Genomic DNA, 25,343 nt, shown 5'->3' with positions numbered 1-25,343 from the left:
AAACTCCCTCGGCGCAACGAACGGCAGGATCGGTTAGACTGTGGCACATTTCTTTGTGCAAGAAGCCCGTCGACCATGGCCCAGCCGTCCACCACCTATAAATTCGAACTGAACCTGACCGATCTCGATCGCGGTGTGTACGAAAACGTTCGGCAGACCATTGCCCGCCACCCCTCGGAAACCGAAGAACGCATGGCCGTGCGGCTGCTGGCCTACGCCCTTTGGTACAACGAGAACCTGTCGTTCGGCCGCGGCCTGTCCGATGTCGACGAGGCTGCCCTGTGGGAAAAGAGCCTGGATGACCGCATCCTGCACTGGATCGAAGTCGGCCAGCCGGATGCCGAGCGCCTGACCTGGTGCTCGCGCCGCACCGAACGCACCAGCCTGCTGGCTTACGGCAGCCTGCGGGTGTGGGAGGGCAAGGTCGTGGGCGCGGTCAAGGGCCTGAAGAACCTGAGCATCGCTGCAGTCCCGCAGGAGGTGCTGGAAGTACTGGCCACCGACATGCCGCGCACCATCAAGTGGGACGTCATGATCAGCGAAGGCACGTTGTTCGTCACCGACGACCGTGGCCAGCACGAAGTGCAGCTCCAGTGGCTGCTCGGCGAGCGTGGCTGAACCGACCGATAGCCGACTGCCGAAGATCCCATGCGTATCGAACCCCGCCCACTGCCACCGACCCTGCCATCGCTGGGTAACCTGCCACCCTTGCTGACCCGCCTGTATGCTGCCCGTGGCGTGCAGTCCGAAGCCGAACTGGACAAGAGCCTGGCGCGGCTGCTGCCCTACCAGCAACTCAAAGGTATCGATGCTGCGGTCGACCTGCTGGTCGAGGCCCTCGATCAGCGCCAGCGCATCCTCATCGTCGGCGACTTCGACGCCGATGGTGCCACCGCCAGTACGGTCGGCGTGCTCGGCCTGCGCCTGTTGGGCGCGGCCCATGTCGATTACCTGGTGCCCAACCGTTTCGAGTACGGCTATGGCCTGACCCCGGAAATCGTCGAGGTGGCGCTACAGCGCCAGCCGCAGTTGCTGGTGACCGTGGATAACGGCATTTCCAGTGTCGAGGGTGTCGCGGCGGCCAAGGCTGCCGGGCTCAAGGTGCTGGTTACCGACCACCACCTGCCGGGCGCGCAACTTCCGGACGCCGACGCCATCGTCAACCCGAACCAACCGGGCTGTGCATTTGCGAGCAAGTCGCTGGCCGGGGTCGGGGTGATCTTCTACGTGCTCATGGCCCTGCGGGCGCGCCTGCGCAGCCTGGGGCGGTATGAAACGCAAGCGCAGCCGAACATCGGCGAGCTGCTCGACCTAGTCGCCCTGGGCAGCGTCGCCGACGTTGTGCCACTGGATGCCAACAACCGCATCCTCGTGCACCAGGGCCTCGAACGCATCCGTGCCGGCCGTGCACGGCCGGGGCTGAAGGCGATTCTCGAAGTGGCGCGTCGCGACCACCGCCGCATCACTTCGACCGACCTCGGGTTCATCCTCGGCCCGCGGCTGAATGCGGCCGGGCGCCTGGACGACATGAGCCTGGGGATCGAGTGCCTGCTGTGCGAGGATGCCGCCCTGGCCCAGGACATGGCCCAGCAACTGGATGACCTGAACCAGGACCGCAAGTCGATCGAGCAGGGCATGCAGCGCGAGGCATTGGCGCAGCTCAAGGACCTGCCGGTGGAGTCGATGCCCTACGGCCTGTGCCTGTTCGACGCCGACTGGCATCAAGGGGTGATCGGTATCCTGGCTTCGCGCCTGAAAGAGCGTTACCACCGCCCGACCATCGCCTTTGCCGACGCCGGCGACGGCATGCTCAAGGGCTCGGCGCGTTCGGTGCCGGGCTTTCATATTCGCGATGCCCTGGATGCGGTGGCCGCGCGTCACCCGCAACTGATCAGCAAGTTCGGCGGCCACGCCATGGCCGCCGGCCTGTCGCTGCCAGAGGGCAACTTCCCGGCGTTTGCCGAGGCCTTCGATGAGGAGGTCCGGCGTCAGCTGCGCGAAGAGGATCTCACTGGCCGCCTGCTGTCGGATGGCACCCTGGCAGTGGAGGAATTCCATCTCGACCTGGCCAAGGCCCTGCGCCATGCCGGGCCTTGGGGGCAGCACTTTCCCGAGCCGTTGTTCCATGGCGTGTTCCAGCTGGTCGAGCAGCGGGTGGTGGGGGAGCGGCACCTCAAGGTCGTGCTCAAGAGCGAGTGTGGCTCGGTGCGGCTGGATGGCATTGCCTTCGGCATCGACCGCGAGGTGTGGCCGAATCCGACGGTGCGTTGGGTGGAGCTTGCGTACAAGCTGGATGTGAACGAGTTTCGCGGGAATGAGAGTGTGCAGTTGATGATTGCGCATATTGAGGCGCGGTGAGGTGAGCGGTGTCAGTTTGCTTTACCGCCACAGGCAACCAGATAGCCCTGTCTGTATTTCGAGCGCCTGCGTCCTGTACCTCGATTTGCTGGATGGCCGGGGACGCCCCCCGGAACTGGCCGACCACCTGAGGAATCGCTTGGAGACGCTATGGGCACTTGGTAATTCCTTCCTCTCTCCTGATAGATTTCTGGTTGCTGGGCCGGCCCTTTCGCGGGTAAACCCGCTCCTACAGGTACCCCGCCGTTCGCAATAGCGGCGCAATACCTGTAGGAGCGGGCTTGCCCGCGAAAGGGCCTTCAGCCGTAAGAAGATTCTGAACCTGAAACCAAGTGCCTCAGATCGGGTGGCGCGAGGAATTATCCTACGCACCGTGTCGAATGCCGTCTGATAGGCAGGCACATGCATCAGTAGTAACGTTTCTGATGTCTTTCGGTGTGGACATGTCGCTGAAATGGCATTTTGGTGACACGTTTAACGCATATGTCGCTGTCAGCGACACGACTGCGTAATGCGTCGCTAAAATTGAAAAATAACGACACGTCAGCCGCCCAGCTCTACAATTGAACGAGGAAAGTGACGTTTCCAAGACCGCCTTCGCCAGCAATTGGTCCAAGGACAGCCCCATACATGACTACACCCCATCTTCCCTGGCAAGCCAACAAGCCCTATAACCATCTTCCTCTTTTGCCGCCCGCCGCAGACCTGGAAACCCGTGCAGTACTAAAGCGCTGTATCGATGCGCGCACGGCCCTCGCCGAGTTGAAACAGATTGCCGAGTTGATCCCTAATCAGACGATGCTCATTAACACTATCCCCTTGCTGGAGGCCAAGGATAGCTCGGAAATCGAAAGCATCGTCACCACCACGGACCTACTCTTCCAGCATGCCCAGGCAGGTGACCAAAGCGCCGAACCCGCGACCAAGGAAGCCCTGCGCTACCGCAAGGCCTTGCATCGGGGTTACCATTCGCTGTCCGAGCGTCCGCTTTCGACCAGTACGGCAGTTGAAATTTGCCGCACGCTCAAGGGCGTGAACATGGATATACGCCGAGTGCCAGGGACCCAACTGTCTAATGAGCGCACTGGCGAAATAATCTATACCCCACCGGATGGTGAAGATCGTTTACGTAGCCTGCTCGCTAACTGGGAACGCTTCCTGCACAACGAGACTGACTTGGACCCACTCGTGCGGATGGCCGTGGCGCATTACCAGTTTGAAGCCATTCACCCATTTACTGATGGCAATGGCCGTACCGGGCGTGTGCTCAATAATCTGTATCTAATTCAACAAAATCTGCTAACCCTGCCGATTCTTTATCTTAGCCGTTACATTATCGCCCACCGAGCCGACTACTACCGCTTGTTACTCGAGGTTACCCGCGATCAGTCATGGGAGCCGTGGCTGCTATACATGCTCGGTGCCGTGGAGGAAACCGCACGTTGGACGAGTGCGAAAATTTCGACTATCCGCAGCCTGTCCGAGCACACCTCCCAGTACGTTCGCGAGCAGTTGCCGAAAATCTATTCACGCGAACTGGTTGACGTGATTTTCGAGCAGCCTTATTGCCGAATTAGCAATGTTGTCGATAAACAGATTGCGCAGCGACAGGCCGCGTCCCGGTACCTCAAAGAGTTGGTTGATATTGGCGTGCTGCGAGAAGTGCAGGTCGGTAAGGAAAAGCTCTTTATCCATCCCCAGTTGATGCAGTTGTTAACTCGCGACAGTAATGACTTCGAGCTCTACACCTGACTGCCATTATCTGGTCAGATCAGTGGCAAGCCTACAATTTCAGGTTGCTGGGCCGGCCCTTTCGCGGGTAAACCCGCTCCTACAGGTACCCCGCCGTTCTCAATAGCGGCGCAATACCTGTAGGAGCGGGCTTGCCCGCGAAAGGGCCATCAGCCGTAAGAAGATTCTGAACCTGAAACCAAGTGCTTCAGGCTGGGTGGCTCAAGGAATTATCCTACTGCTCGTGTCGAATGCCGTCTGATAGGCATGTTTCCATTCTCAAGGTTATCGTTCCGAAGTCGCCGCAAATGGCGATCGGGTGTGAGAAGCCCGCCGTTGTGGAATCGCATGTCAGTTATGGCAGCTGTGCGCGAGCAAGCTTTGGCTTGACCGTGCGTGATTCCAGCGCGGGCTTCTCACCTTGCGTACGGCTGCCACCCTAATCTGTGAGAAGGAGCAAGGTGGTCGCATTCCTAAAACTTTGGAATCGACTATGAAAAAAATCGTACCTGATCCACCGACTGACCAACCCACATTCTACGTCCTGACCACCCCACCACTCACTCGCGAACAAGCCATTGCCCGCGCTACCAGCCTCATGCACCGCCTCTCGAAAGCCGGTGAGGAGTACCTGAAAGCCGAGACCGACGAAGAAATCATCTTCGCACTCGACACCCTGGAGATCCTCAACGAAGTACTGGGTGGGCTGATAAGCCATATCAAGAGACTGGAGAGTGCGTCATGAAGACAGCGCTCGGCTCACATACCACCGCAGGCCAAACCAAATTCTCCGAGATGTACGCGATTCGCCCCGGTATCCCCCTCGATCATGCGTTCTCCGAACTCTCCACCTTGCTGGGTTGCATCGAGCACCTGACCGAAGAGGCCGAGATGGAGAGCAATCTGATCGCCGGCAGTGCGGCGCGTATGCTCAGTGCCATGGCCAAGGCGCTGATCAATGACATGGAGATTGGGATCAATTGTCGCAAGTGATGCGTTGGTCGACCTAGCAGGGGTGGGCGGTGCTCGATATCCGCCCACCGCAACCCTCCCCACCAATCCCATGGAACCTTCCCCCCACCCAATCTGGTCTAGTCTGAGTAATGACCGGAACCGGGCCAGGATCGCGCATGAGCCCGGCCGGATCACCATTGGAGTCCCTGGGAGGTGCCCTCATGAGCCTGCTGCTCGAGCCTTACACCCTGCGTCAGCTGACACTGCCCAACCGCATCGCCGTTTCGCCGATGTGCCAGTATTCCGCCGTCGATGGCCTGGCCAACGACTGGCATCTCGTTCACTTGGGTAGCCGCGCCGTCGGTGGCGCAGGCCTGGTCATCACCGAGGCGGTCGCGGTTACCGATGACGGGCGGATCACCGCCGAAGACCTCGGCCTGTGGAACGACGACCAGATCGCCCCGTTGCAACGCATCACCCGCTTCATCACCGCCCAGGGCGCCGTGCCCGGCATCCAGCTGGCCCATGCCGGCCGCAAGGCCAGTACCTATCGGCCCTGGCTGGGCAAGCACGGCAGCGTCAAGGTCGAGGAGGGCGGTTGGCAGCCGGTCGGGCCGTCGAAAATCGCCTTCGACCCACAACACACCCCGCCACGGGAACTGAGCAAGGACGAAATCCAGGATATCGTCGGATCATTCGTCGCAGCCACCGAGCGGGCCGTGCAGGCCGGCTTCAAGGTGGTCGAGATCCACGCCGCGCATGGCTACCTGCTGCACCAGTTCCTCTCGCCGCTGAGCAACCAGCGCCGCGACGAATACGGTAGCTGCTTCGAAAACCGCATCCGCCTGACCCTGGAGGTGACCGAGGCGGTGCGCAAGGTCTGGCCGCAGGAGCTACCGCTGTTGGTTCGCGTCTCGGCTACCGATTGGGTCGAGGATGGCTGGAACCCGGACGAAACCGTCGAGCTGGCGCGCCGGCTGCGTGTGCTTGGGGTCGATCTGATCGACGTATCGTCAGGCGGCACTTCGGTCAATGCCGAGATCCCCACCGGCCCCGGCTACCAGACCCGCTTCGCCGAACGTGTGCGCAAGGAATCGGAAATTGCCACCGGCACGGTGGGCATGATCACTGAACCGGCCCAGGCCGAACACATTCTGCGTACTGGCCAGGCAGATGTGATCTTCCTCGCCCGCGAGCTGCTTCGTGATCCTTACTGGCCGCTGCATGCCGATGACGACCTGGGTGGCAACAAGGCAACCTGGCCGGCGCAGTATCAGCGGGCGACCAGCCGGGCGAATCCGATTCATGAGTCGGATTTGCGGGACTGAACTGTTCCGGCTCGTGATGTCGGAGCGTGCCTGTGTTCAGCGTAGTCAGAACACAGGCACGGGCTCACGATTAACTCCTAAAAGTGCGCTGTACCTTTAACAAACTCCAAGTAATCATCCACTGCTTCCTTGAATGCGGCTGACAACCGACGGCGGGAAATTGCATGGAAACCAATTATGGCTTCCGTTATTGACACCCGCCCCACCCACGCCCGATCTTCCTTGCTATAGCTGACTGTTGCAGAGAATCCGCGATATTTCATTCCATTGCCCTGAAAGTCTCAATTGCAGCTTTTCAATCTAGTGGAACTGGCTTCGGATATGACCGAATACTTTGTAGGCCAGTTCTGGGATCGAGAGGTTAGAGCAACTCGATCCCCGTACTTCAATGCTTGATCATCACATGCCGCACACAGGTGTAATCTTCCAACCCATACATCGACATATCCTTCCCATACCCCGAATGCTTCTGCCCCCCATGGGGCATCTCGCTGACCAGCATGAAGTGGGTATTCACCCAGGTGCAGCCATACTGCAACCGCGCCGCCAACCGATGCGCGCGCCCGGTGTCGCGGGTCCATACCGACGAGGCCAGGCCGTACGCTGAGTCGTTGGCCCACTCCAGCGCCTGTGCTTCCTCGGTAAAGCGCGTCACCGACACCACCGGGCCGAATACCTCGTGGCGCACGATCTCGTCATCCTGCAAGGCATCGGCCAGCACCGTCGGCTCGAAGAAGAAACCATCCCCCGCCAGCGCCTTGCCCCCGGTGACCAGGCGGATGTGCGGCTGGGCAATGGCGCGCTGCACCAGGCCCGCCACCTTGTCGCGGTGCTGGGCGCTGATCAGCGGACCAAGCTCGGTCCCTTCGGCCTCCTGCAGGCCCGGTTTGAGGCTGGAAACCGCTTCGCCCAGGCGTTCGACGAAGCGTTCGTAGATGCCATCCTGCACATACAGGCGGCAGGCCGCCGTGCAGTCCTGGCCAGCGTTGTAGAAGCCAAAGGTACGGATGCCCTCGATGGCGGCATCGACGTCGGCATCGTCGAACACCAGCACCGGTGCCTTGCCGCCGAGCTCCATGTGCATGCGCTTCACGCTGTCGGCGGTGGCGCCGATGATGTGCGCGCCGGTGGGGATCGACCCGGTCAGCGAGACCATGCGCACCTTGGGGTGGGTGACCAGCGGGTTGCCGACCGTCTGGCCACGGCCGAACAGAATGTTCAGCACGCCGGCGGGCAGCACGTCCTTGGCCAGTTCGCCCAGGCGCAGGGCGGTGAGCGGGGTGAGCTCCGAGGGCTTGATCACCACCGTGTTGCCTGCCGCCAAGGCCGGAGCGATCTTCCACGCCAGCATCATCAGCGGGTAGTTCCAGGGCGCGATCGAGGCCACCACGCCCAGCGGGTCGCGGCGGATCATCGAGGTGTGGCCCGGCAGGTATTCTCCTGCCGCCGAGCCGCCCAGGCAGCGGGCGGCGCCCGCGAAGTAGCGGAACACGTCGGCAATGGCCGGCAGTTCGTCGTTGCGTGCGGCAGCGAGCGGCTTGCCGCAGTTCTGCGATTCCAGCCCGGCGAGTTCGTCGGCGTGTGCATCGACGACATCGGCCAGCGCCAGCAGGGCCAGCGAACGCTCGCGCGGGGAGGTCTGCGACCAGGTGTCGAAGGCCTGATCTGCAGCGCGCACCGCGGCGTCGACCTGCGCTTCGGTGGCTTCGTTGATTTGCGCCAGGGCCGCTCCGCGGGCCGGGTCGAGCACGGTCCAGGCCGGGCCTTGGCCCGCCACCAGGTGGCCGTTGATCAGCATTCGGGTTTGCATGGGGGACTCCTCCAAGGTCATTTGCCGCTGCCCGCGACGCTTTCGCCGCCCCGGGTCAGGTAATAGGCGCCGAGGATCGGCAGCATGGTCACCAGCATCACCAGCATGGCGACCACGTTGGTCACCGGCACGTCGCGCGGGCGGCTCAATTGGTTGAGGAGCCAGATGGGCAGGGTGCGTTCGTGGCCCGCGGTGAAGGTGGTGACGATGATCTCGTCGAACGACAGCGCGAAAGCCAGCATGCCGCCGGCCAGCAATGCCGAACCGAGGTTGGGCAGGATGATGTAGCGGAATGTCTGCCAGCCGTCGGCACCGAGGTCCATCGAGGCTTCGATGAGGCTCTGCGAGGTGCGGCGCAGGCGGGCGATGACGTTGTTGTAGACGATGACCACGCAGAAGGTGGCGTGGCCGACGACGATGGTGAAGACGCCCGGTTCGATCCCCAGACTCTTGAACGCCGAAAGCAGGGCGATGCCGGTGATGATGCCGGGCAGGGCGATCGGCAGGATCAGCATCAGCGAAATGCTCTCCTTGCCGAAGAAGCTGCGCTTGTACAGCGCCGCCGAGGCCAGGGTGCCGAGTACCAGGGCGATCAGCGTGGCCAGGCAGGCCACTTGCAGCGACAGCTTGATGGCTTCGAGCACATCGGCCCTGGCGAAGGCCACGGCGAACCAGTGCAGGGTGAAACCCTTGGGCGGGAAGCTGAACGCCGCATCTTCGGTATTGAAGGCATAGAGGAAGATGATCAGGATCGGGAAGTGCAGGAACACCAGCCCACCCCACGCCGCCAGGCGCAGGCCCACCGACGCTTTTTCAGAGTGCATCGAAGGCCCCCAGGCGCTTGACGATGGACAGGTAGAGAGCGATCAGCACGATCGGCACCAGGGTGAAGGCCGCCGCCATCGGCATGTTGCCGATCGCGCCTTGCTGGGCATAGACCATGCTGCCGATGAAGTACCCCGGCGGCCCGATCAGTTGCGGGACGATGAAATCGCCCAGGGTCAGCGAGAAGGTGAAGATCGAGCCGGCAGCGATGCCTGGAATCGACAGCGGCAGGATCACCTGCACGAAGGTTTGCCCGGGCCTGGCGCCGAGGTCTGCCGAGGCCTGCAGCAGCGAGGGCGGCAGGCGTTCGAGCGCCGCCTGGATCGGCAAGATCATGAACGGCAGCCAGATGTACACGAACACCATGAAGCGCCCCAGGTGCGAGGTCGACAGGGTGCTGCCGCCGACCCCCGGTATTACCAGCAGGGCCTGCAGCAGGCTGTCCAGGTGCAGCAGCTGGACGAACCATTGGGCCACGCCGCCCTTGGCCAGCAGCAGGGTCCAGGCGTAGGTCTTGACGATGTAGCTGGCCCACATCGGCATCATCACCGCGATATAGAAGAACGCCTTGGTCTTGCCGCTGGTGTAGCGGGCCATGTAGTAGGCGATGGGGAACGCCAGCACCGCGCTGGCCAGCGACACCGCCACGGCCATGGCCAGGGTGCGCAGGATGATGTCGAAGTTGGACGGGTTGAACAGGGCGGCGAAGTTGCCCAGGGTAAGGTCTGGCGTCACCGCCATGGTGAAGTCGTCGAAGGTGTAGAAGCCTTGCCACAACAGGTTCAGCAACGAGCCCAGGTAGATGGCGCCAAACCAGGTCAGCGGCGGCACCAGCAACAGCGCCAGGTACAGGTTCGGGCGCCGGTACAGCAGGTTGCTGGCGCCGCGCAGCGGGCCTGGGCGGGCATTGGCAGGGGTGTTCATCTCAAACGCCCTCGGCAGGCGTGCTGTCACGCAGCGCCGTCATCGCTTCGCGGGACCAGTGAGCCTGCACGCGCTGGCCCGGTTGCCAAGGCTGGGCGTGCTCCTGCCAACGGTCGTTGGCCTGGCTCACCGCCAGCAACTGGCCGTTGTCCAGTTGCAGTTCGTAGCGGGTCGCGCTGCCCTGGTACTGCACGTCGCGAAGAACGCCGCTGACCTTTATCGGGTCGCCAGCCATCGCGGGTTCGCCCAGGCGGATGTGCTCGGGGCGGATGGAAAAAGGCTGGGCGTTGCCGCTCAACTGCTCGGCGAGGGCTCCCCTCACCACGTTGGACGTACCGACGAACTCGGCGACGAACGTGGTGGCCGGCTTCATGTACAGGTTGCGCGGGGTGTCGACCTGCTCGATGCGGCCGCGATTGAACACCGCGACCCGGTCGGACATCGACAGGGCTTCGGTCTGGTCGTGGGTGACGAAGATGAAGGTGATGCCCAGCTGGCGCTGGAGTTTCTTCAACTCGCCCTGCATCTGCTCGCGCAACTTCAGGTCGAGGGCGCCCAGCGGCTCGTCGAGCAGCAATACCCGCGGGCGGTTGACCAATGCCCGGGCCAGGGCGACACGCTGGCGCTGGCCGCCGGACAACTGTGCCGGCTTGCGCTGGCCGAAGCCTGCCAGGGCGACCATGGCCAGCGCTTCCTCGGCGCGGCCCTGGCGTTCTGCCTTGGCCACGCCCTTGACCTTGAGGCCGTAGGCGATGTTGTCGAGCACGTTCATGTGCGGGAACAGCGCGTAGTCCTGGAACACGGTGTTGACGTCGCGCTCGTAGGGCGGCACCCCGGCGGCCTCTACGCCATGAATGCGAATCGAGCCGCTGCTGGGTTGCTCGAAGCCTGCGATCAGGCGCAGGCAGGTGGTCTTGCCCGAGCCCGAGGGGCCGAGCATGGAGAAGAACTCGCCGTCGTCGATGTCGATGCTGACCTGGTCGACGGCCTTGACCTCGCCGAAGGTGCGGGACACCTGGGTGAACTGGACTGCTAGGGGCATGGGCGGTACTCAGCTGTACTGGTGTTACCTCTAGTGGCCCATTCGCGGGACAAGCCCGCTCCTACAGGCGAATTTGTGGGAGCGGGCTTGTCCCGCGAAGGGGCCACCACAGGCTCAATGGACCTCAACGCCCTCCCATGATCGCAATGTAGTCCTGGGTCCAGCGGCTATAGGGCACGAACTTGCCGCCCTGGGCCTGCGGGGTCTTCCAGAAGGCGATCTTGTCGAAGTTGTCGAAGCCATTGGTCTTGCAACCCTCGGCCCCGAGCAGCTCGCTGTTGGTGCAGGCCGCCGGCACCGCTGGTAGCGAGCCGAACCAGGCCGCCACGTCGCCCTGTACCTTCGGTTGCAGCGACCAGTCCATCCACTTGTAGGCGCAGTTGGGGTGCTTGGCCTCGCTGTGCAGCATGGTGGTGTCGGCCCAGCCGGTGGCACCTTCCTTGGGTATGGTCGAGGAAACCGGCTGGTTCTCGGCCTTCAGGCCATTGACCATGTAGCCCCACGAACTCGAGGCGACCACGCCTTCGTTCTTGACGTCGCTCATCTGTACCGTGGCGTCATGCCAGTAGCGGTGCACCAACGGTTGCTGCTGGCGGAGCAGTTCGAGCACCGCTTTGTACTGGGCCTCGTTCAGCTCGTAGGGGTCCTGGATGCCCAGTTCCGGCTTGGCCGACTTCAGGTACAGGGCGGCATCGGCGATGTAGATCGGCCCGTCATAGGCCTGGACGCGGCCCTTGTTCGGCTTGCCGTCCGGCAGGTCCTGCGGCTCGAACACCACGTTCCAGCTGGTCGGCGGCTGTTTGAACACCGCGGTGTTGTACAGCAGCACGTTCGGCCCCCACTGGTAGGGCGTGCCATAGACCTGCTTGTCGACCACGTACCAGCCGCCGTTCTGCAGGCGAGGGTCGAGGTTCTTCCAGTTGGGGATCAGCGCGGTGTTGATCGGCTGCACGCGCTTGCCGACGATCAGGCGCAGCGAGGCATCGTCCGAGGCGGTGACCAGGTCGTAGCCGCCCTTGGTCATGAGGCTGACCATTTCGTCGGAGGTGGCGGCAGTCTTGACGCTGACCTTGCAGCCGGTTTCTTTCTCGAACCCCGTGACCCAGTCGTAGGCCTTGTCGCTTTCACCGCGTTCGATATAGCCGGGCCAGGCGACGATATCCAGGCGCCCTTCGCCTTCGCCCAAGGCTTTGGGCAACTCGGCGGCCTGCAGGCTGGCACCGGCCAGCAGCGCGCCGGTCACGGCGCCGAGCAATGCGGTCTTGTGCACTGACATGGTGTTCCCTCTTCTTGGAGATTTTGGTCGGGGCAGTCATCAAGAAAGCGGTGCAGCGATTGTTATAAGCGTAGTGCGGATATGCGGGATGTTGGCGAAAACGAGTCTAGTTGGCTTTTTGCCAGTTGATGCAACATCCCGAAGCAAATCCATCGCTGGTTCCTGGCCAGGCAGGGCTTACCCTGGGCCTTTACCTGTGCCCCCTGGAGATGCGTGACATGAACACCCGTGGACTGCTCGACCAACTGCTCAAATCCGGCCAGGCGCTGCTCGACAAGCAGGCCGGCGGCACCGCCAGCAAGCCCGGTGCGGCCGGTGGCCTTGGCAGCCTGTTGTCCGGGGCCGGTGGCGGCGCCCTGGCCGCTGGTGCCATGGGCCTGTTGCTGGGCAACAAGAAGGCCCGCAAGTATGGCGGCAAGGCCTTGACCTACGGCGGCCTGGCGGCGCTCGGGGTGCTGGCCTACAAGGCCTACGGCAACTGGCAGGCGCGCCAGGGCAATACCCAGGCCAGCGAGCCACAGACCCTCGACCGCGTGCCGCCGGCCCAGGTCGAGCAGCACAGCCAAGCGGTGTTGCGGGCACTGGTGGCGGCGGCCAAGGCCGATGGCCATATCGATGCCCGCGAACGCGAGCTGATCGAAGGCGAATTCACCCGTCTGGACAACGACCAGCAACTGCAGCACTGGCTGCATACCGAGCTGAACAAGCCGCTCGACCCCGCTGAAGTGGCGCGCGCCGCGCAAACCCCGGAGATGGCTGCCGAGATGTACCTGGCCAGTGTCATGATGGTCGACGAAGAGCACTTCATGGAGCGCGCCTATCTCGACGAACTGGCCCGCCAACTCGGCCTGGACCCGGCCCTGCGTCAGGCGCTCGAGGAACAGGTGCGCCAGGCTGGGGTGACGGGTTAAAGGCAAATGGCCATTTTTCTGGCAGGGATGCCTATTTAACCCTCATTTCAGCCGTAAAAGCGTAGGAACCCTGGGCTATACTTCGGCGATTTTTCCCGCTCGTAGTGAATTCCTGAGGGCTGAATGTGAAGAACTGGACCTTGCGCCAACGGATCCTGGCAAGTTTCGCCGTGATCATCGCCGTCATGTTGCTGATGATCGTGGCGGCCTACTCGCGGCTGGTGGCGATCGAAAAAGCCGAGCAAGCCGTAGGCACCGACAGCATCCCAGGCCTTTACTACAGCTCGATGATCCGCAGTGCCTGGGTCGACATGTACACCACCAGCCAGCAGTTGGTGGGCCTTTCCAACCGTCGCGACCTCACCCCGGCCGACGTGGAATTGTTCAAGGGCTTCGATGAGCGCCTGAAACAGCACATGGCCAGTTACCAGGGCACCATCCAGGACACCGACGACCAGGAGCGTTTCGACCAGTTCGTCAAGCAGGAGGCCACCTACGTCAAGCTTGTCGACCAGGTGTTGGAGACCTACCGGCAGCGCAATTTCAGTGAAGCCGAGCGACTGGTCACCGACGAACTGGCGCCGGCCTGGATGGAAGGGCGCAAGCACCTCAACGCAGTCATCGAGCACAACCGCGAGTCCACCGACGCCGCTTCCGACCAGATCGTCAGCGCCGTGGCGACGGCCAAGGGCAGCATGGTGGTTTCGCTGCTGCTGGCGATCATCGCCGCTGGCGTCTGCGGCCTGTTGCTGATGCGCGCCATCACTGCCCCCGTGCAGCGCGTGGTCCATGCCCTCGACAAGCTGCGCTCGGGCGACCTGAGCATGCGCCTGAGCCTGGAGCGCAAGGATGAATTCGGCGCCATCGAGAGTGGCTTCAACGAAATGGCCGAAGCCTTGGCCAACCTCGTCGCCCAGGCCCAGCGCTCGTCGGTGCAGGTCACCACTTCGGTGACCGAGATCGCCGCCACCTCCAAGCAGCAGCAGGCGACCGCCACCGAGACCGCCGCCACCACCACCGAAATCGGCGCGACCTCGCGGGAAATCGCCGCCACTTCGCGTGACCTGGTGCGTACCATGACCGAGGTCACCAGCGCCGCCGACCAGGCCTCCAGCCTGGCGGGTTCCGGCCAGCAGGGCCTGGCGCGCATGGAAGACACCATGCACCAGGTGATGGGCGCCGCCGACCTGGTCAACGCCAAGCTGGCGATCCTCAACGAAAAAGCCAGCAACATCACCCAGGTGGTGGTGACCATCGTCAAGGTCGCCGACCAGACCAACCTGTTGTCGCTTAACGCCGCCATCGAAGCGGAAAAAGCCGGGGAGTACGGGCGCGGCTTCGCCGTGGTCGCCACCGAGGTGCGGCGCCTGGCCGACCAGACCGCCGTGGCCACCTACGACATCGAGCAGATGGTCCGCGAGATCCAGTCGGCGGTTTCGGCCGGGGTCATGGGCATGGACAAGTTTTCCGAGGAGGTGCGCCGCGGCATGGCCGAGGTGCAGCAGGTGGGCGAGCAGCTCAGCCAGATCATCCATCAGGTGCAGGCCCTGGCGCCGCGGGTGCTGATGGTCAACGAGGGCATGCAGGCCCAGGCCACCGGTGCCGAGCAGATCAACCAGGCGCTGGCCCAGCTCAGCGATGCCAGTACCCAGACCGTCGAGTCGCTGCGCCAGGCCAGTTTCGCCATCGACGAATTGAGCCAGGTTGCCGCGGGCCTGCGCGGTGGTGTATCGCGGTTCAAAGTCTGACGACGATGAACGACTTGCACCCCAAGACCGCGGCGGGCCCTGGCAAGGGCGCGTTGTACCTGCAGTTTCACCTGGGCGGGCAACGCTTTGCCCTGGATGTGCGCGAGGTGATCGAAGTGCTGCCTCGGCGCCCGCTCAAGCCGATCGCCCAGGCGCCGGCCTGGGTGAACGGCATCCTTGCCCATCGCGGCCAACTGGTACCTGTGATCGACTTGTGCGCCTTGAGCTTCGGTGAGCCCGCAGCGCAGCGCACCAGCCCCGCCTGGTGCTGGTGCGCTACCGTGGCGAGCATGTGCTGGGGCTGGTGCTGGAGCAGGCCACCGAGACCCTGCGTTGCCAGCCCGAGGAGTTCCAGCCCTATGGCCTGGACAACGGCGACGCCCGCTACCTGGGACCCGTGCGCCAGGATGCCCGGGCCTGCTGCAGCGCATCGAAGTGGACGACTTGCTCACCGATGCGGTGCGCCAGGTGTTGTTTCCTGCCGCCGAGGGCGAGGGCGTAGCATGAGCGAGCAGCGCTTCTTCCGTTTTCTGCAGGCGCGGATCGGCCTGGACGTCGACTCGGTCGGCGTGCCGATGGTGCAGAGGGCCTTGCGCCAACGCTGCGTGGCGACCGGGGCCTTCGACCTCGATGACTACTGGCTGCAGTTGCAACAGTCGGCGGATGAGCAGCAGGCGCTGATCGAGGCGGTCATCGTTCCCGAAACCTGGTTTTTCCGTTACCCCGAGTCCTTCACCGCCTTGGTCGGGTTGGCCCACAAGCGCCTCGCCGAATTGGCCGGGTCGCGCCCGCTGCGGTTGCTCAGCCTGCCATGCTCGACCGGGGAAGAACCCTATTCGCTGGCCATGGCGCTGCTCGACAGCGGCATGCCGGCGCAGGCATTTCGCATCGACGGCATGGACGTCAGCCCCAGCTCGGTGGCCAGGGCCGAGCAGGCGATCTACGGACGCAACGCGTTCCGCGGGAACGATCTGGCATTCCGTGATCGGCACTTCGACCCCCTCGAAGATGGCCATCGATTGCACGAGCGGGTTCGCCAGCAGGTCAACCTGCAGGTCGGCAATGTGCTCGACCCAGCGCTGGCCAGCCGCGAGGGGCTGTACGACTTCGTGTTTTGCCGCAACCTGCTGATCTATTTCGACTCGACTACCCAACAGCGGGTGTTCGAGGTGCTCAAGCGTCTGGCCCACGCCCAGGGCGTACTGTTCATCGGCCCGGCCGAGGGCGGCCTGCTGGCGCGCCTGGGCATGCGGTCGCTGGGCATTGCCCAGGCCTTCGCCTATACCCGCCAGGTGGATGATCGCGCAGCGCCAAAACTGCCACCAAGGCCGCCTGAATCACGGCCCCCTGTAGCATTTTCCGCGCGGCCCTTGCGCACTGCCCCTGGACTGGCCAGGGGGGTGACGCCGCCATCACCTTCGCCACCCTCCGAAAGCGCGGAGCAGTTGCTGGCCAGCATCGCCCGCCAGGCCAACGCCGGCGACAACGCCCAGGCCCGCGCCAGTTGCCAGCGCTACCTGCGCGCGTTCCAGCCCAACGCCCAGGTGTACTACTGGCTCGGGCTGCTCAGCGACACCGAAGGCGATGCCGCCCAGGCGCTGAGTCTCTACCGCAAGGCGTTGTACCTCCAGCCCCAGCACGCCGAGGCCTTGATTCACCTGGCCACGCTGCTGGCGGCCCAGGGCGATGAAGCCGGTGCCCGCCGCCTGCACGAGCGGGCCGCACGTATTGGTCGGGAGCCTGAACGATGAATGGCGAAGAGTTGTTGCAAACGCTCGCCCAACAAGACCTGCACATCGATGATTGCTGGAACCGCATCGGCGTGCAGGGTGACAAGCAGTGCCCATTGCTGGCGCGGCACATCCACTGCCGCAACTGCGAAGTCCACGCCGCGGCCGCGACCCGGTTGCTCGACCGCTATGCGCTGCTGGATGAGGACGAGCCCGCTCCAGCGTTCCCAGCTGAGCGTACCAGCGGGCATTCGTTGTTGCTGTTCCGTCTGGGCGAGGAGTGGCTGGCCCTGGCCACCGCCAGCCTGGCGGAGGTCGCGCCGATGCAACCGGTGCATTCGCTGCCTCACCAGCGCTCGCGGGTGCTGCAGGGCGTGGCCAATGTACGAGGCGCGCTGGTGCCCTGCGTGTCGCTGGCCGACCTGCTCGAGGTGCAGGGCGAGGGGATCGCCGAACGGGTCGGCCGAGCACTGCCACGCATGTTGATCCTGGCCGCCGAGGGCGGGCCGGTGGTCATCGCCGTGGACGAAATCGATGGCATCCACCGCCTTGACCCGGGCCTGTTGGGCCAGCATGCCGACGCCATGCCTTTTACCGCTGCCGTACTGCAGTGGCGTGGGCGCAGCGTGCGTGTGTTGGACCCACAACAATTACTGTCTGCCGTGCAGCGGAGCCTGTCCCGACCCCAGAGCAAATGCGCGACGCATCGTTGCTCGAACTGTTTGGCCTGGAGGCTGAAGCGCAGACCCAGGTGCTCAACGCCGGGCTGCTGGCGCTCGAGCGTGACCCGACCCAGGCCGACCAGCTCGAGGCCTGCATGCGCGCGGCCCATTCGCTCAAGGGCGCGGCGCGGATCGTTGGCATCGATGCCGGGGTCGGCGTGGCCCATGCCATGGAAGATTGCCTGGTGGCGGCGCAGGAGGGCCGTTTGCGCTTGCGCGCCGAGCATATCGATGCGTTGCTGCGCGGCACCGACATCCTGCTGCACATCGCAACGCCCGGCGACCCACAGGGCGAGGTCGCGGTCCCGGGCTTCCTGACGCACCTGGCCAGCCTGCTCGATGGCACGCCCGCGCTGCCCGCGCCAGCCGCCACGCAGCCGCCGGCTGGCGAAACGGTGGCGGCGCAGAGCGCAGCAGTGATGCCCGCTGCCGAGAGCGAGCCTCTGCCGCGCAAGGCTGCCAAGCGCACTGCCGAAGGCGGCGAACGGGTGCTGCGGGTCACCGCCGAGCGCCTCAATGGCCTGCTCGACCTGTCGAGCAAGGCGCTGGTCGAGACCCAGCGACTGAAACCCTACCTGGCCACCTTGCAACGGCTCAAACGCATGCATGGCCAGGGCATGCGCGCCCTGGATGGCCTGAAGGTGCAACTCGAGGGCAGTGGCCAGGGCCCCGACGTGCTCGATGCCTTGGCCCAGACCCAGCGGTTGCTGTTGGAAACCCAGCAGATCCTGCAGCAACAGGCTGCCGACCTGGATGAGTTCGGCTGGCAGGCCAGCCAGCGCGCCCAGTCGTTGTACGACACCGCCCTGGCCTGCCGCATGCGCCCGTTCGCCGACGTGCTCAGCGGCCAGAGCCGCATGGTTCGCGACCTCGGTCGTTCGCTGGGGAAACAGGTACGCCTGGACATCGAAGGCGAGAAGACCCAGGTCGACCGCGATGTGCTGGAGAAGCTCGAGGCGCCGCTGACGCACCTGCTGCGCAATGCCGTCGACCACGGTATCGAGCTGCCGGAGCAGCGGGCATTGTCGGGCAAGCCGGAAGAGGGTGTGATCCGCCTGCGCGCGTCGCATCAGGCAGGCCTGTTGGTGCTCGAGCTGATCGACGATGGTGCCGGCATCGACCTGGAGCGCCTGCGCCGCAGTATCGTCGAGCGCGGCCTGGCGCCGTTCGACAGCGTTTCGCTAATGAGCGAGGCGGAACTGCTGGCGTTCCTGTTCCTGCCCGGCTTCAGTTTGCGCGACCAGGTCACCGAGGTGTCAGGCCGAGGCGTCGGGCTCGATGCGGTGCAGCACATGGTGCGGGGCCTGCGCGGCTCGATCGAGCTGACCCAGGAAGCGGGCCAGGGTTGCCGGTTCCACCTCGAAGTGCCGTTGACCTTGTCGGTGGTGCGCAGCCTGGTAGCGACGGTGGGTGGCGAGGCCTATGCCTTCCCCCTGGCGCACATCGAGCGGACCCTTGAGGTCGACGCCCAGCAGATCGTGCAGATCGAGGGGCGCCAGCACTTCTGGCACGAGGGCCGGCACATCGGCCTGGTGGCGGCCAGCCAGTTGCTCAATCGCCCGGCGGGGCAGGATGAGCAGGCACGCCTGCCGGTGGTGGTGATCCGCGAGCGGGAGCAGTTGTATGGCGTGGCCGTCGAACGACTGGTCGGCGAGCGGGTGCTGGTGGTGATGCCGCTGGATGCCCGCCTGGGCAAGGTTCAGGACATTTCTGCAGGGGCGCTGCTCGATGACGGCTCGGTGGTGCTGATCGTCGATGTGGAGGATCTGCTGCGGTCGCTGGAGAAGCTGCTCAGCACCGGCCGCCTGGAGCGTGTCGAACGCGGCGGGCAAGGTGGCCGGGTGCAGGCGCGCAAGCGCATCCTGGTGGTCGATGATTCGCTGACCGTGCGTGAGCTGCAGCGCAAACTGTTGAGCAACCGCGGCTACGAGGTGGCGGTGGCGGTCGATGGCATGGACGGCTGGAACGCCCTGCGCGGCGACAACTTCGACCTGCTGATCACCGACATCGACATGCCGCGCATGGACGGCATCGAGCTGGTCACCCTGGTGCGCCGGGACCAGCGGCTGAAAGGCTTGCCGGTGATGGTGGTGTCGTACAAGGATCGCGAGGAAGACCGACGGCGTGGCCTGGACGCTGGCGCGGACTACTATTTGGCCAAGGCCAGCTTCCATGACGATGCGTTGCTGGACGCCGTAGGCGAACTGATCGGAGGTGCTCAGGGATGAAGATCGCCATCGTCAACGACATGCCCCTGGCTGTCGAGGTCCTGCGTCGAGCCTTGGCCTTCGAGCCCAGGTACCAGGTGGCCTGGGTGGCGCACGATGGTGCCGAGGCGGTGCGCCAGTGCGCCCAGGACCTGCCGGACCTGATTCTCATGGACCTGCTCATGCCGGTGATGGATGGCGTGGAGGCGACCCGGCGGATCATGGCCGAAACGCCATGCGCTATCGTCATCGTCACCGTCGACCGTACTCGCAACATGGACCGGGTGTTCCAGGCCATGGGCCATGGTGCCCTGGATGTGGTCGACACGCCTGCCGTGGGCGTCGGCGACCCGCGTGAAGCGGCGGCCCCGCTGCTGCGCAAGATCCTCAATATCAGCTGGTTGATCGGCCAGCAACGGCCTCGGGCCACCGCCGCGGTGGCCGCGCCGGTGCGTGACGTGGTGCAGCGCCACGGCCTGGTGGCCATCGGTTCGTCTGCCGGTGGGCCGGCGGCGCTGGAGGCGTTGCTCAAAGGGCTGCCGCGCAGTTTTCCGGCGGCGGTGGTGCTGGTCCAGCACGTCGACCAGGTCTTTGCCAGCGGTATGGCCCAATGGCTGGGCAGCGCCGCCGGGCTGCCGGTGCGTCTGGCCCGCGAAGGCGAGCCGCCACAGCCCGGCCAGGTATTGCTGGCGGGCACCAATCACCACATTCGCCTGCTGCAAAACGGCCAACTGGCCTACACTGCCGAGCCTGTGGATGCTATCTATCGGCCCTCGATCGATGTGTTCTTCGAGAGCGTGGCGTCGTACTGGCGTGGCGACGCGGTGGGCGTATTGCTCACCGGCATGGGCCGCGATGGCGCCCAAGGGCTTAAACTGATGCGTCAGCAGGGCTTCCTGACCATTGCCCAGGACCAGCACAGCAGCGCGGTGTATGGCATGCCCAAGGCCGCCGCGGCCATTGATGCGGCGGTGGAAATACGCCCCTTGGGAAGCATCGCCGGGCGCTTGCTGGAGGTGTTCGGCAAATGACTACACGTATGGAATCAGGCCGCCGGTGTGGCGCTGATCGGGTGAAAACAGGATGAACGATCTACCGCTCGACGGGCTCAGCGACACCAACGAAAACGCGGCGATGGTCTTGCTGGTCGACGACCAGGCGATGATCGGCGAAGCCGTGCGGCGGGGTCTGGCGCAGGAGGAGAACATCGATTTTCACTTTTGCGCCGACCCGCACCAGGCGGTGGCCCAGGCCATGCGGATCAAGCCTACGGTGATCCTCCAGGACCTGGTCATGCCGGGTCTTGACGGCCTGAGCCTGGTACGCGAGTACCGCAACAACCCGGTCACCCAGGACATCCCGATCATCGTCCTGTCGACCAAGGAAGACCCGCTGGTCAAGAGCGCGGCCTTCGCCGCCGGGGCCAATGACTACCTGGTGAAGTTGCCGGACACCATCGAGCTGGTAGCGCGCATTCGCTATCACTCGCGCTCCTACCTCACCCTGTTGCAGCGCGACGAGGCGTACCGGGCGCTGCGGGTGAGCCAGCAGCAACTGCTCGACACCAACCTGATGCTGCAGCGGCTGATGAACTCCGACGGGCTCACCGGCCTGTCCAACCGCCGCCACTTCGACGAGTACCTGGAGCTGGAGTGGCGCCGGGCCATGCGCGAACAGCAGCAGTTGTCGTTGCTGATGGTCGATGTCGACTACTTCAAGGTGTACAACGACAGTTTCGGCCACCTGGCCGGTGACGAGGCCCTGCGCCAGGTCGCCGAGGCCCTGCGTGGGGCCTGCGCGCGGCCGACCGACCTGCCGGCGCGCTATGGCGGCGAGGAGTTCGCCCTGGTGCTGCCCAATACCTCGCCGGGCGGGGCACGGTTGATCGCCGAGAAGCTGCGCCAGACGGTACTCGCCCTGGATATCCCGCACACCGCGCCCGAGGCCGGTTCGCGCCTGACCGTGAGCATCGGCCTGGCGACCCAGACGCCGCCGGTCGGCAGCCATTGCCGGCAGTTGATATCGGCGGCGGACAAGGGGCTGTACCAGGCCAAGCACAACGGCCGCAATCAGGTTGGGATCGCCTGACGTAGCCATGGCGTGCCACCGCCCGGCGGGTCTGCCGCCGGGCGCCAGACTCGGTTATACTCGCAGGCTTTTCACCGAATTCGTACGAGAGCCGCGCACCCATGGAAATCCAACCGATCCTGAACACCATCAAGGACCTCACCGAACGCTCCCAGTCCATTCGGGGGTATCTTTGACTACGATCACAAGCATGACCGCCTGATCGAAGTCAACCGCGAGCTGGAAGACGCAGCCGTCTGGAACAAGCCCGAGTACGCCCAGGCCCTGGGCCGCGAGCGGGCCATGCTGGCGCAGGTCGTCGAGACCCTGGACAAGATGTCCGGTGGCCTGGCCGACTGCCAGGACCTGCTCGACATGGCCGTCGAGGAAAATGACGAAGGCGCTGTAAGCGACGTCGTGACCGAGCTGCAGGCCCTGGAGGAATCCCTGGCCCAGCTTGAGTTCCGTCGCATGTTCAGTGGCGAGATGGACATGAACAACGCCTACCTGGACATCCAGGCCGGCTCCGGTGGTACCGAGGCGCAGGACTGGGCCAACATCCTGCTGCGCATGTACCTGCGCTGGGCCGACAAGCGTGGTTTCGACGCCACCATCATCGAGCTCTCCGAAGGTGAAGTCGCCGGCATCAAGGGCGCCACCGTGCACATCAAGGGCGAATACGCCTTCGGCTGGCTGCGTACCGAAATCGGCGTGCACCGCCTGGTGCGCAAGAGCCCGTTCGACTCCGGCGCCCGTCGCCACACCTCGTTCTCGGCAGTGTTCGTCTCGCCTGAAATCGACGACAAGGTCGAGATCGAGATCAACCCGTCCGACCTGCGTATCGACACCTACCGCTCCTCCGGCGCCGGTGGCCAGCACGTCAACACCACCGACTCGGCGGTCCGTATCACCCACGTGCCGACCAACACCGTGGTGGCTTGCCAGAACGAACGCTCCCAGCACGCCAACAAGGACACCGCCATGAAAATGCTGCGGGCCAAGTTGTACGAGCTGGAAATGCAAAAGCGCAACGCCGCCTCGCAGGCGCTGGAAGACAGCAAGTCGGACATCGGCTGGGGCCACCAGATCCGCTCCTACGTGCTGGATGACTCGCGTATCAAGGACCTGCGTACCGGCGTCGAGCGCAGCGACTGCCAGAAGGTCCTGGACGGCGATCTCGACCAGTACCTGGAAGCGAGCCTCAAGCAGGGGCTGTAAGCCGCACACCACTGCCGCGATGCCCGGCCACCCGCCGGGATCGCGTGCCCTGCCCGAAAAGGGCAACGAACACCTGATGGAAAGAATGACGACATGAGCGACCTCAAGACCGAATCGCAAGACCTGCAACAGGAAGAAAACGCCCTGATCGCCCTGCGCAAGGAAAAACTTGCCGCAGAGCGCGCCAAGGGCAATGCCTTCCCCAACGACTTCCGTCGCGACAGCTACTGCAACGACCTGCAGAAGCAATACGCGGACAAGACCAAGGAAGAGCTGGAAGCAGCCGCGATTCCGGTCAAGGTTGCCGGCCGCATCATGCTCAACCGTGGCTCGTTCATGGTCATCCAGGACATGACTGGCCGTATCCAGGTCTACGTCAACCGCAAGACCCTGCCGGAAGAAACCCTGGCGGCGGTCAAGACCTGGGACCTGGGCGACATCATCAGCGCCGAAGGCACCCTGGCCCGTTCCGGCAAGGGCGACCTGTACGTCGAGATGACCAACGTGCGCCTGCTGACCAAGTCGCTGCGCCCGCTGCCGGACAAGCACCACGGCCTGACCGACACCGAGCAGCGCTACCGCCAGCGCTACGTCGACCTGATGGTCAACGAGGAAACCCGCCACACCTTCCGCGTGCGTTCGCAGGTAATCTCGCACATCCGCAAGTTCCTCATCGAGCGCGACTTCCTCGAAGTCGAGACGCCGATGCTGCAGACCATCCCGGGCGGCGCCGCGGCCAAGCCGTTCGAAACCCACCACAACGCCCTGGACATGGCCATGTTCCTGCGTATCGCGCCGGAGCTGTACCTCAAGCGGCTGGTGGTCGGTGGTTTCGAGAAGGTGTTCGAGATCAACCGCAACTTCCGTAACGAAGGCGTCTCGACCCGGCACAACCCCGAGTTCACCATGCTCGAGTTCTACCAGGCGTACGCCGACTACCGCGACAACATGGACCTCACCGAGGAACTGTTCCGCGAGCTGGCGCAGCTGGTGCTGGGCAGCACCGACGTGCCGTATGGCGACAAGGTGTTCCACTTCGGCGAGCCGTTCGTGCGCCTGTCGGTGTTCGACTCGATCCTCAAGTACAACCCCGAGCTGACTGCCGCTGACCTGCAGGACGTCGACCGCGCCCGTGACATCGCCAAGAAAGCCGGTGCCAAGGTGCTCGGCCACGAGGGCCTGGGCAAGCTGCAGGTGATGATTTTCGAAGAGCTGGTCGAGCACAAGCTGGAGCAGCCACACTTCATCACCGAATACCCGTTCGAAGTTTCGCCGCTGGCGCGCCGCAACGACGACAACCCGGCCGTCACCGATCGCTTCGAGCTGTTCATCGGTGGCCGCGAGATCGCCAACGCCTACTCCGAGCTCAACGACGCCGAAGACCAGGCCGAGCGCTTCCTGGCCCAGGTGGCCGAGAAGGACGCCGGTGACGATGAAGCCATGCACTACGACGCCGACTTCGTACGCGCATTGGAATACGGCATGCCGCCAACGGCAGGTGAGGGTATCGGTATCGACCGCCTGGTGATGCTGCTGACCAACTCGCCGTCGATTCGCGACGTGATCCTGTTCCCGCACATGCGCCCGCAGGCCTGAGCGAAGTGAACAAGCCGCCTCTCGGGGCGGCTTTTTATTGCCTGAAGCCTTGTGTTGGCAGTGCTGGCCTCTTCGCGGGTAAACCCGCTCCTACAGGTTCGCTAACCCCTGTAGGAGCGGGTTTACCCGCGAAGAGGCCGACATTGACAACCACCGTCCATGAGGTACCCCCGTGACACCCGCAATGGCTCATCAAGGCGCCGCCGGCATTGCCACCGCCGTCGCCGAAAGCGTGCAGTACCAGGGTCGCAAGACCGCCCGCCCAGGCAGCGAGCAGCGCCGCCAGGCGATCCTCGACGCCGCCATGCGCATCGTGGTGCGCGATGGCGTGCGTGGCGTGCGGCACCGCGCGGTGGCTGCCGAGGCCGACGTGCCGCTGTCGGCGACCACCTATTACTTCAAGGACATCGAAGACCTGCTGACCGACACCTTTGCCCAGTACGTCGAACGCAGCGCCGCGTACATGGCCAAGCTGTGGGCCAACAGCGAGGTGGTGTTGCGTCAGTTGCTGGCCCAGGGCGACGGCAGCCCCCAGGCCCGCGCCCGGCTGGCCGACGATATCGCTCGGATGATGACCGACTACGTGTCGCGCCAGCTGCGTAGCCGGCGCGACTACCTCATGGCCGAACAGGCCTTCCGCCAGGAGGCCCTGTTGTGCCCGCGCTTGGCCGAGTTGGTGTGTGCCCACGAGCAGATCCTGCTGCACGGCGCGCGGCAGATGCTTCAAGTGGTCGGCTCGCAACAACCGGAACAGGACGCCCAGATGTTGACGGCGATAATCGAGCAGATGGAATATCAGGGCCTGCTCAAGGATGCCGACGCGCAAGCCGATGGGCAGATGCTCGCTATGCTTACCCGTTACCTGCACCTGGTGCTGGCAGCGGCCTGAGCCGAGA

Annotated in this window: 20 protein-coding genes and 2 pseudogenes; 17 read left to right on the top strand and 5 right to left on the bottom strand. The window is 64.2% G+C overall.

Annotation, left to right across the window (positions count from 1 at the left end):
- The first annotated feature begins 75 nt into the window (after positions 1 to 75).
- From E6B08_RS24690 to E6B08_RS24665, 6 genes are all read left to right on the top strand, one after another.
- The gene (locus E6B08_RS24690; RefSeq protein ID WP_133326142.1) at positions 76 to 618 is read left to right on the top strand and encodes a YaeQ family protein; all 543 of its coding nucleotides are present in this window, start codon (positions 76 to 78) and stop codon (positions 616 to 618) included.
- A 30-nt stretch (positions 619 to 648) separates the two neighbouring features.
- The gene (gene recJ / locus E6B08_RS24685) at positions 649 to 2,358 is read left to right on the top strand and encodes a single-stranded-DNA-specific exonuclease RecJ (RefSeq protein WP_136916359.1); all 1,710 of its coding nucleotides are present in this window, start codon (positions 649 to 651) and stop codon (positions 2,356 to 2,358) included.
- 630 nt (positions 2,359 to 2,988) lie between these two features.
- Positions 2,989 to 4,110, top strand: coding sequence for a protein adenylyltransferase Fic (gene fic, locus E6B08_RS24680; RefSeq protein ID WP_136916358.1), 1,122 nt, complete (start codon positions 2,989 to 2,991; stop codon positions 4,108 to 4,110).
- Positions 4,111 to 4,582: 472 nt separating this feature from the next.
- Entirely contained in the window at positions 4,583 to 4,834 is a 252-nt protein-coding gene (locus tag E6B08_RS24675; RefSeq protein WP_136916357.1) for a hypothetical protein, read from the top strand.
- On the top strand, positions 4,831 to 5,082 hold the full coding sequence (locus tag E6B08_RS24670; RefSeq protein WP_136916356.1) for a DUF3077 domain-containing protein: 252 nt from the start codon (positions 4,831 to 4,833) through the stop codon (positions 5,080 to 5,082). The genes E6B08_RS24675 and E6B08_RS24670 overlap by 4 nt, the downstream gene beginning before the upstream one ends.
- A gap of 182 nt (positions 5,083 to 5,264) precedes the next feature.
- A complete protein-coding gene (locus E6B08_RS24665) occupies positions 5,265 to 6,371 on the top strand; it encodes an NADH:flavin oxidoreductase/NADH oxidase (RefSeq protein WP_136916355.1) in 1,107 nt (368 codons plus the stop codon).
- Positions 6,372 to 6,756: 385 nt separating this feature from the next.
- Here E6B08_RS24665 and E6B08_RS24660 read toward each other — a convergent pair whose 3' ends face one another.
- From E6B08_RS24660 to ydcS, 5 genes are all read right to left on the bottom strand, one after another.
- Positions 6,757 to 8,181 carry a gamma-aminobutyraldehyde dehydrogenase gene (locus tag E6B08_RS24660; RefSeq protein WP_136916354.1) on the bottom strand — a complete coding sequence of 475 codons (1,425 nt, stop codon included), beginning with the start codon at positions 8,179 to 8,181 and terminating at the stop codon, positions 6,757 to 6,759.
- 17 nt (positions 8,182 to 8,198) lie between these two features.
- A complete protein-coding gene (locus E6B08_RS24655) occupies positions 8,199 to 9,005 on the bottom strand; it encodes an ABC transporter permease (RefSeq protein ID WP_136916353.1) in 807 nt (268 codons plus the stop codon).
- Positions 8,995 to 9,930 carry an ABC transporter permease gene (locus E6B08_RS24650; protein WP_136916352.1) on the bottom strand — a complete coding sequence of 312 codons (936 nt, stop codon included), beginning with the start codon at positions 9,928 to 9,930 and terminating at the stop codon, positions 8,995 to 8,997. Before E6B08_RS24650 ends, E6B08_RS24655 begins: the two co-directional genes overlap by 11 nt.
- Before the next feature lies 1 nt (position 9,931).
- Positions 9,932 to 10,972 (bottom strand): ABC transporter ATP-binding protein, encoded by a 1,041-nt coding sequence (locus E6B08_RS24645; protein WP_136916351.1) that lies wholly within the window; start codon positions 10,970 to 10,972, stop codon positions 9,932 to 9,934.
- Between the two features lie 124 nt (positions 10,973 to 11,096).
- Complete coding sequence (ydcS, locus tag E6B08_RS24640) at positions 11,097 to 12,248, bottom strand: putative ABC transporter substrate-binding protein YdcS (RefSeq protein ID WP_136916350.1); 1,152 nt, start codon at positions 12,246 to 12,248, stop codon at positions 11,097 to 11,099.
- 218 nt (positions 12,249 to 12,466) lie between these two features.
- On the opposite strand from ydcS, the gene E6B08_RS24635 reads away from it, so the two are divergent.
- The 11 genes and pseudogenes from E6B08_RS24635 to E6B08_RS24585 all read left to right on the top strand — a co-directional run bounded on the left by E6B08_RS24635 (position 12,467) and on the right by E6B08_RS24585 (position 25,336).
- Positions 12,467 to 13,159, top strand: coding sequence for a tellurite resistance TerB family protein (locus E6B08_RS24635; protein ID WP_136916349.1), 693 nt, complete (start codon positions 12,467 to 12,469; stop codon positions 13,157 to 13,159).
- A 125-nt stretch (positions 13,160 to 13,284) separates the two neighbouring features.
- Entirely contained in the window at positions 13,285 to 14,907 is a 1,623-nt protein-coding gene (locus E6B08_RS24630; RefSeq protein WP_136916348.1) for a methyl-accepting chemotaxis protein, read from the top strand.
- A gap of 5 nt (positions 14,908 to 14,912) precedes the next feature.
- Positions 14,913 to 15,414 (top strand): annotated as a pseudogene (locus E6B08_RS24625) (chemotaxis protein CheW).
- A complete protein-coding gene (locus E6B08_RS24620; RefSeq protein ID WP_136916347.1) occupies positions 15,411 to 16,658 on the top strand; it encodes a CheR family methyltransferase in 1,248 nt (415 codons plus the stop codon). Before E6B08_RS24625 ends, E6B08_RS24620 begins: the two are co-directional and overlap by 4 nt.
- A pseudogene (locus tag E6B08_RS24615) lies at positions 16,655 to 17,317 on the top strand (chemotaxis protein CheW); the annotation flags it as partial. The gene E6B08_RS24620 and the pseudogene E6B08_RS24615, both read left to right, overlap by 4 nt.
- A gap of 14 nt (positions 17,318 to 17,331) precedes the next feature.
- Positions 17,332 to 19,587, top strand: coding sequence for a hybrid sensor histidine kinase/response regulator (locus tag E6B08_RS24610; protein ID WP_136916346.1), 2,256 nt, complete (start codon positions 17,332 to 17,334; stop codon positions 19,585 to 19,587).
- Positions 19,584 to 20,597: a chemotaxis response regulator protein-glutamate methylesterase gene (locus tag E6B08_RS24605; RefSeq protein WP_136916345.1), complete on the top strand. Its 1,014-nt coding sequence runs from the start codon at positions 19,584 to 19,586 to the stop codon at positions 20,595 to 20,597. The genes E6B08_RS24610 and E6B08_RS24605 overlap by 4 nt, the downstream gene beginning before the upstream one ends.
- A 52-nt stretch (positions 20,598 to 20,649) precedes the next feature.
- A complete protein-coding gene (locus tag E6B08_RS24600; RefSeq protein WP_136916344.1) occupies positions 20,650 to 21,654 on the top strand; it encodes a response regulator in 1,005 nt (334 codons plus the stop codon).
- A gap of 101 nt (positions 21,655 to 21,755) precedes the next feature.
- A protein-coding gene (gene prfB, locus E6B08_RS24595; RefSeq protein ID WP_136916343.1) for a peptide chain release factor 2 occupies positions 21,756 to 22,851 on the top strand; the annotation gives its coding sequence in 2 pieces (ribosomal slippage) (positions 21,756 to 21,827 and positions 21,829 to 22,851; 1,095 coding nt in all).
- A gap of 93 nt (positions 22,852 to 22,944) precedes the next feature.
- Positions 22,945 to 24,447: a lysine--tRNA ligase gene (gene lysS / locus E6B08_RS24590; RefSeq protein ID WP_012270790.1), complete on the top strand. Its 1,503-nt coding sequence runs from the start codon at positions 22,945 to 22,947 to the stop codon at positions 24,445 to 24,447.
- 184 nt (positions 24,448 to 24,631) lie between these two features.
- The gene (locus E6B08_RS24585) at positions 24,632 to 25,336 is read left to right on the top strand and encodes a TetR/AcrR family transcriptional regulator (RefSeq protein WP_136916342.1); all 705 of its coding nucleotides are present in this window, start codon (positions 24,632 to 24,634) and stop codon (positions 25,334 to 25,336) included.
- Positions 25,337 to 25,343: the final 7 nt, after the last annotated feature.

It is taken from the genome of Pseudomonas putida (genome assembly GCF_005080685.1).
GTDB classification, from domain to species: Bacteria; Pseudomonadota; Gammaproteobacteria; order Pseudomonadales; family Pseudomonadaceae; genus Aquipseudomonas; species Aquipseudomonas putida_V.
Note: the sequence above shows the minus strand (reverse complement) of the source record. Positions and strands in the feature narration are given on the sequence as shown.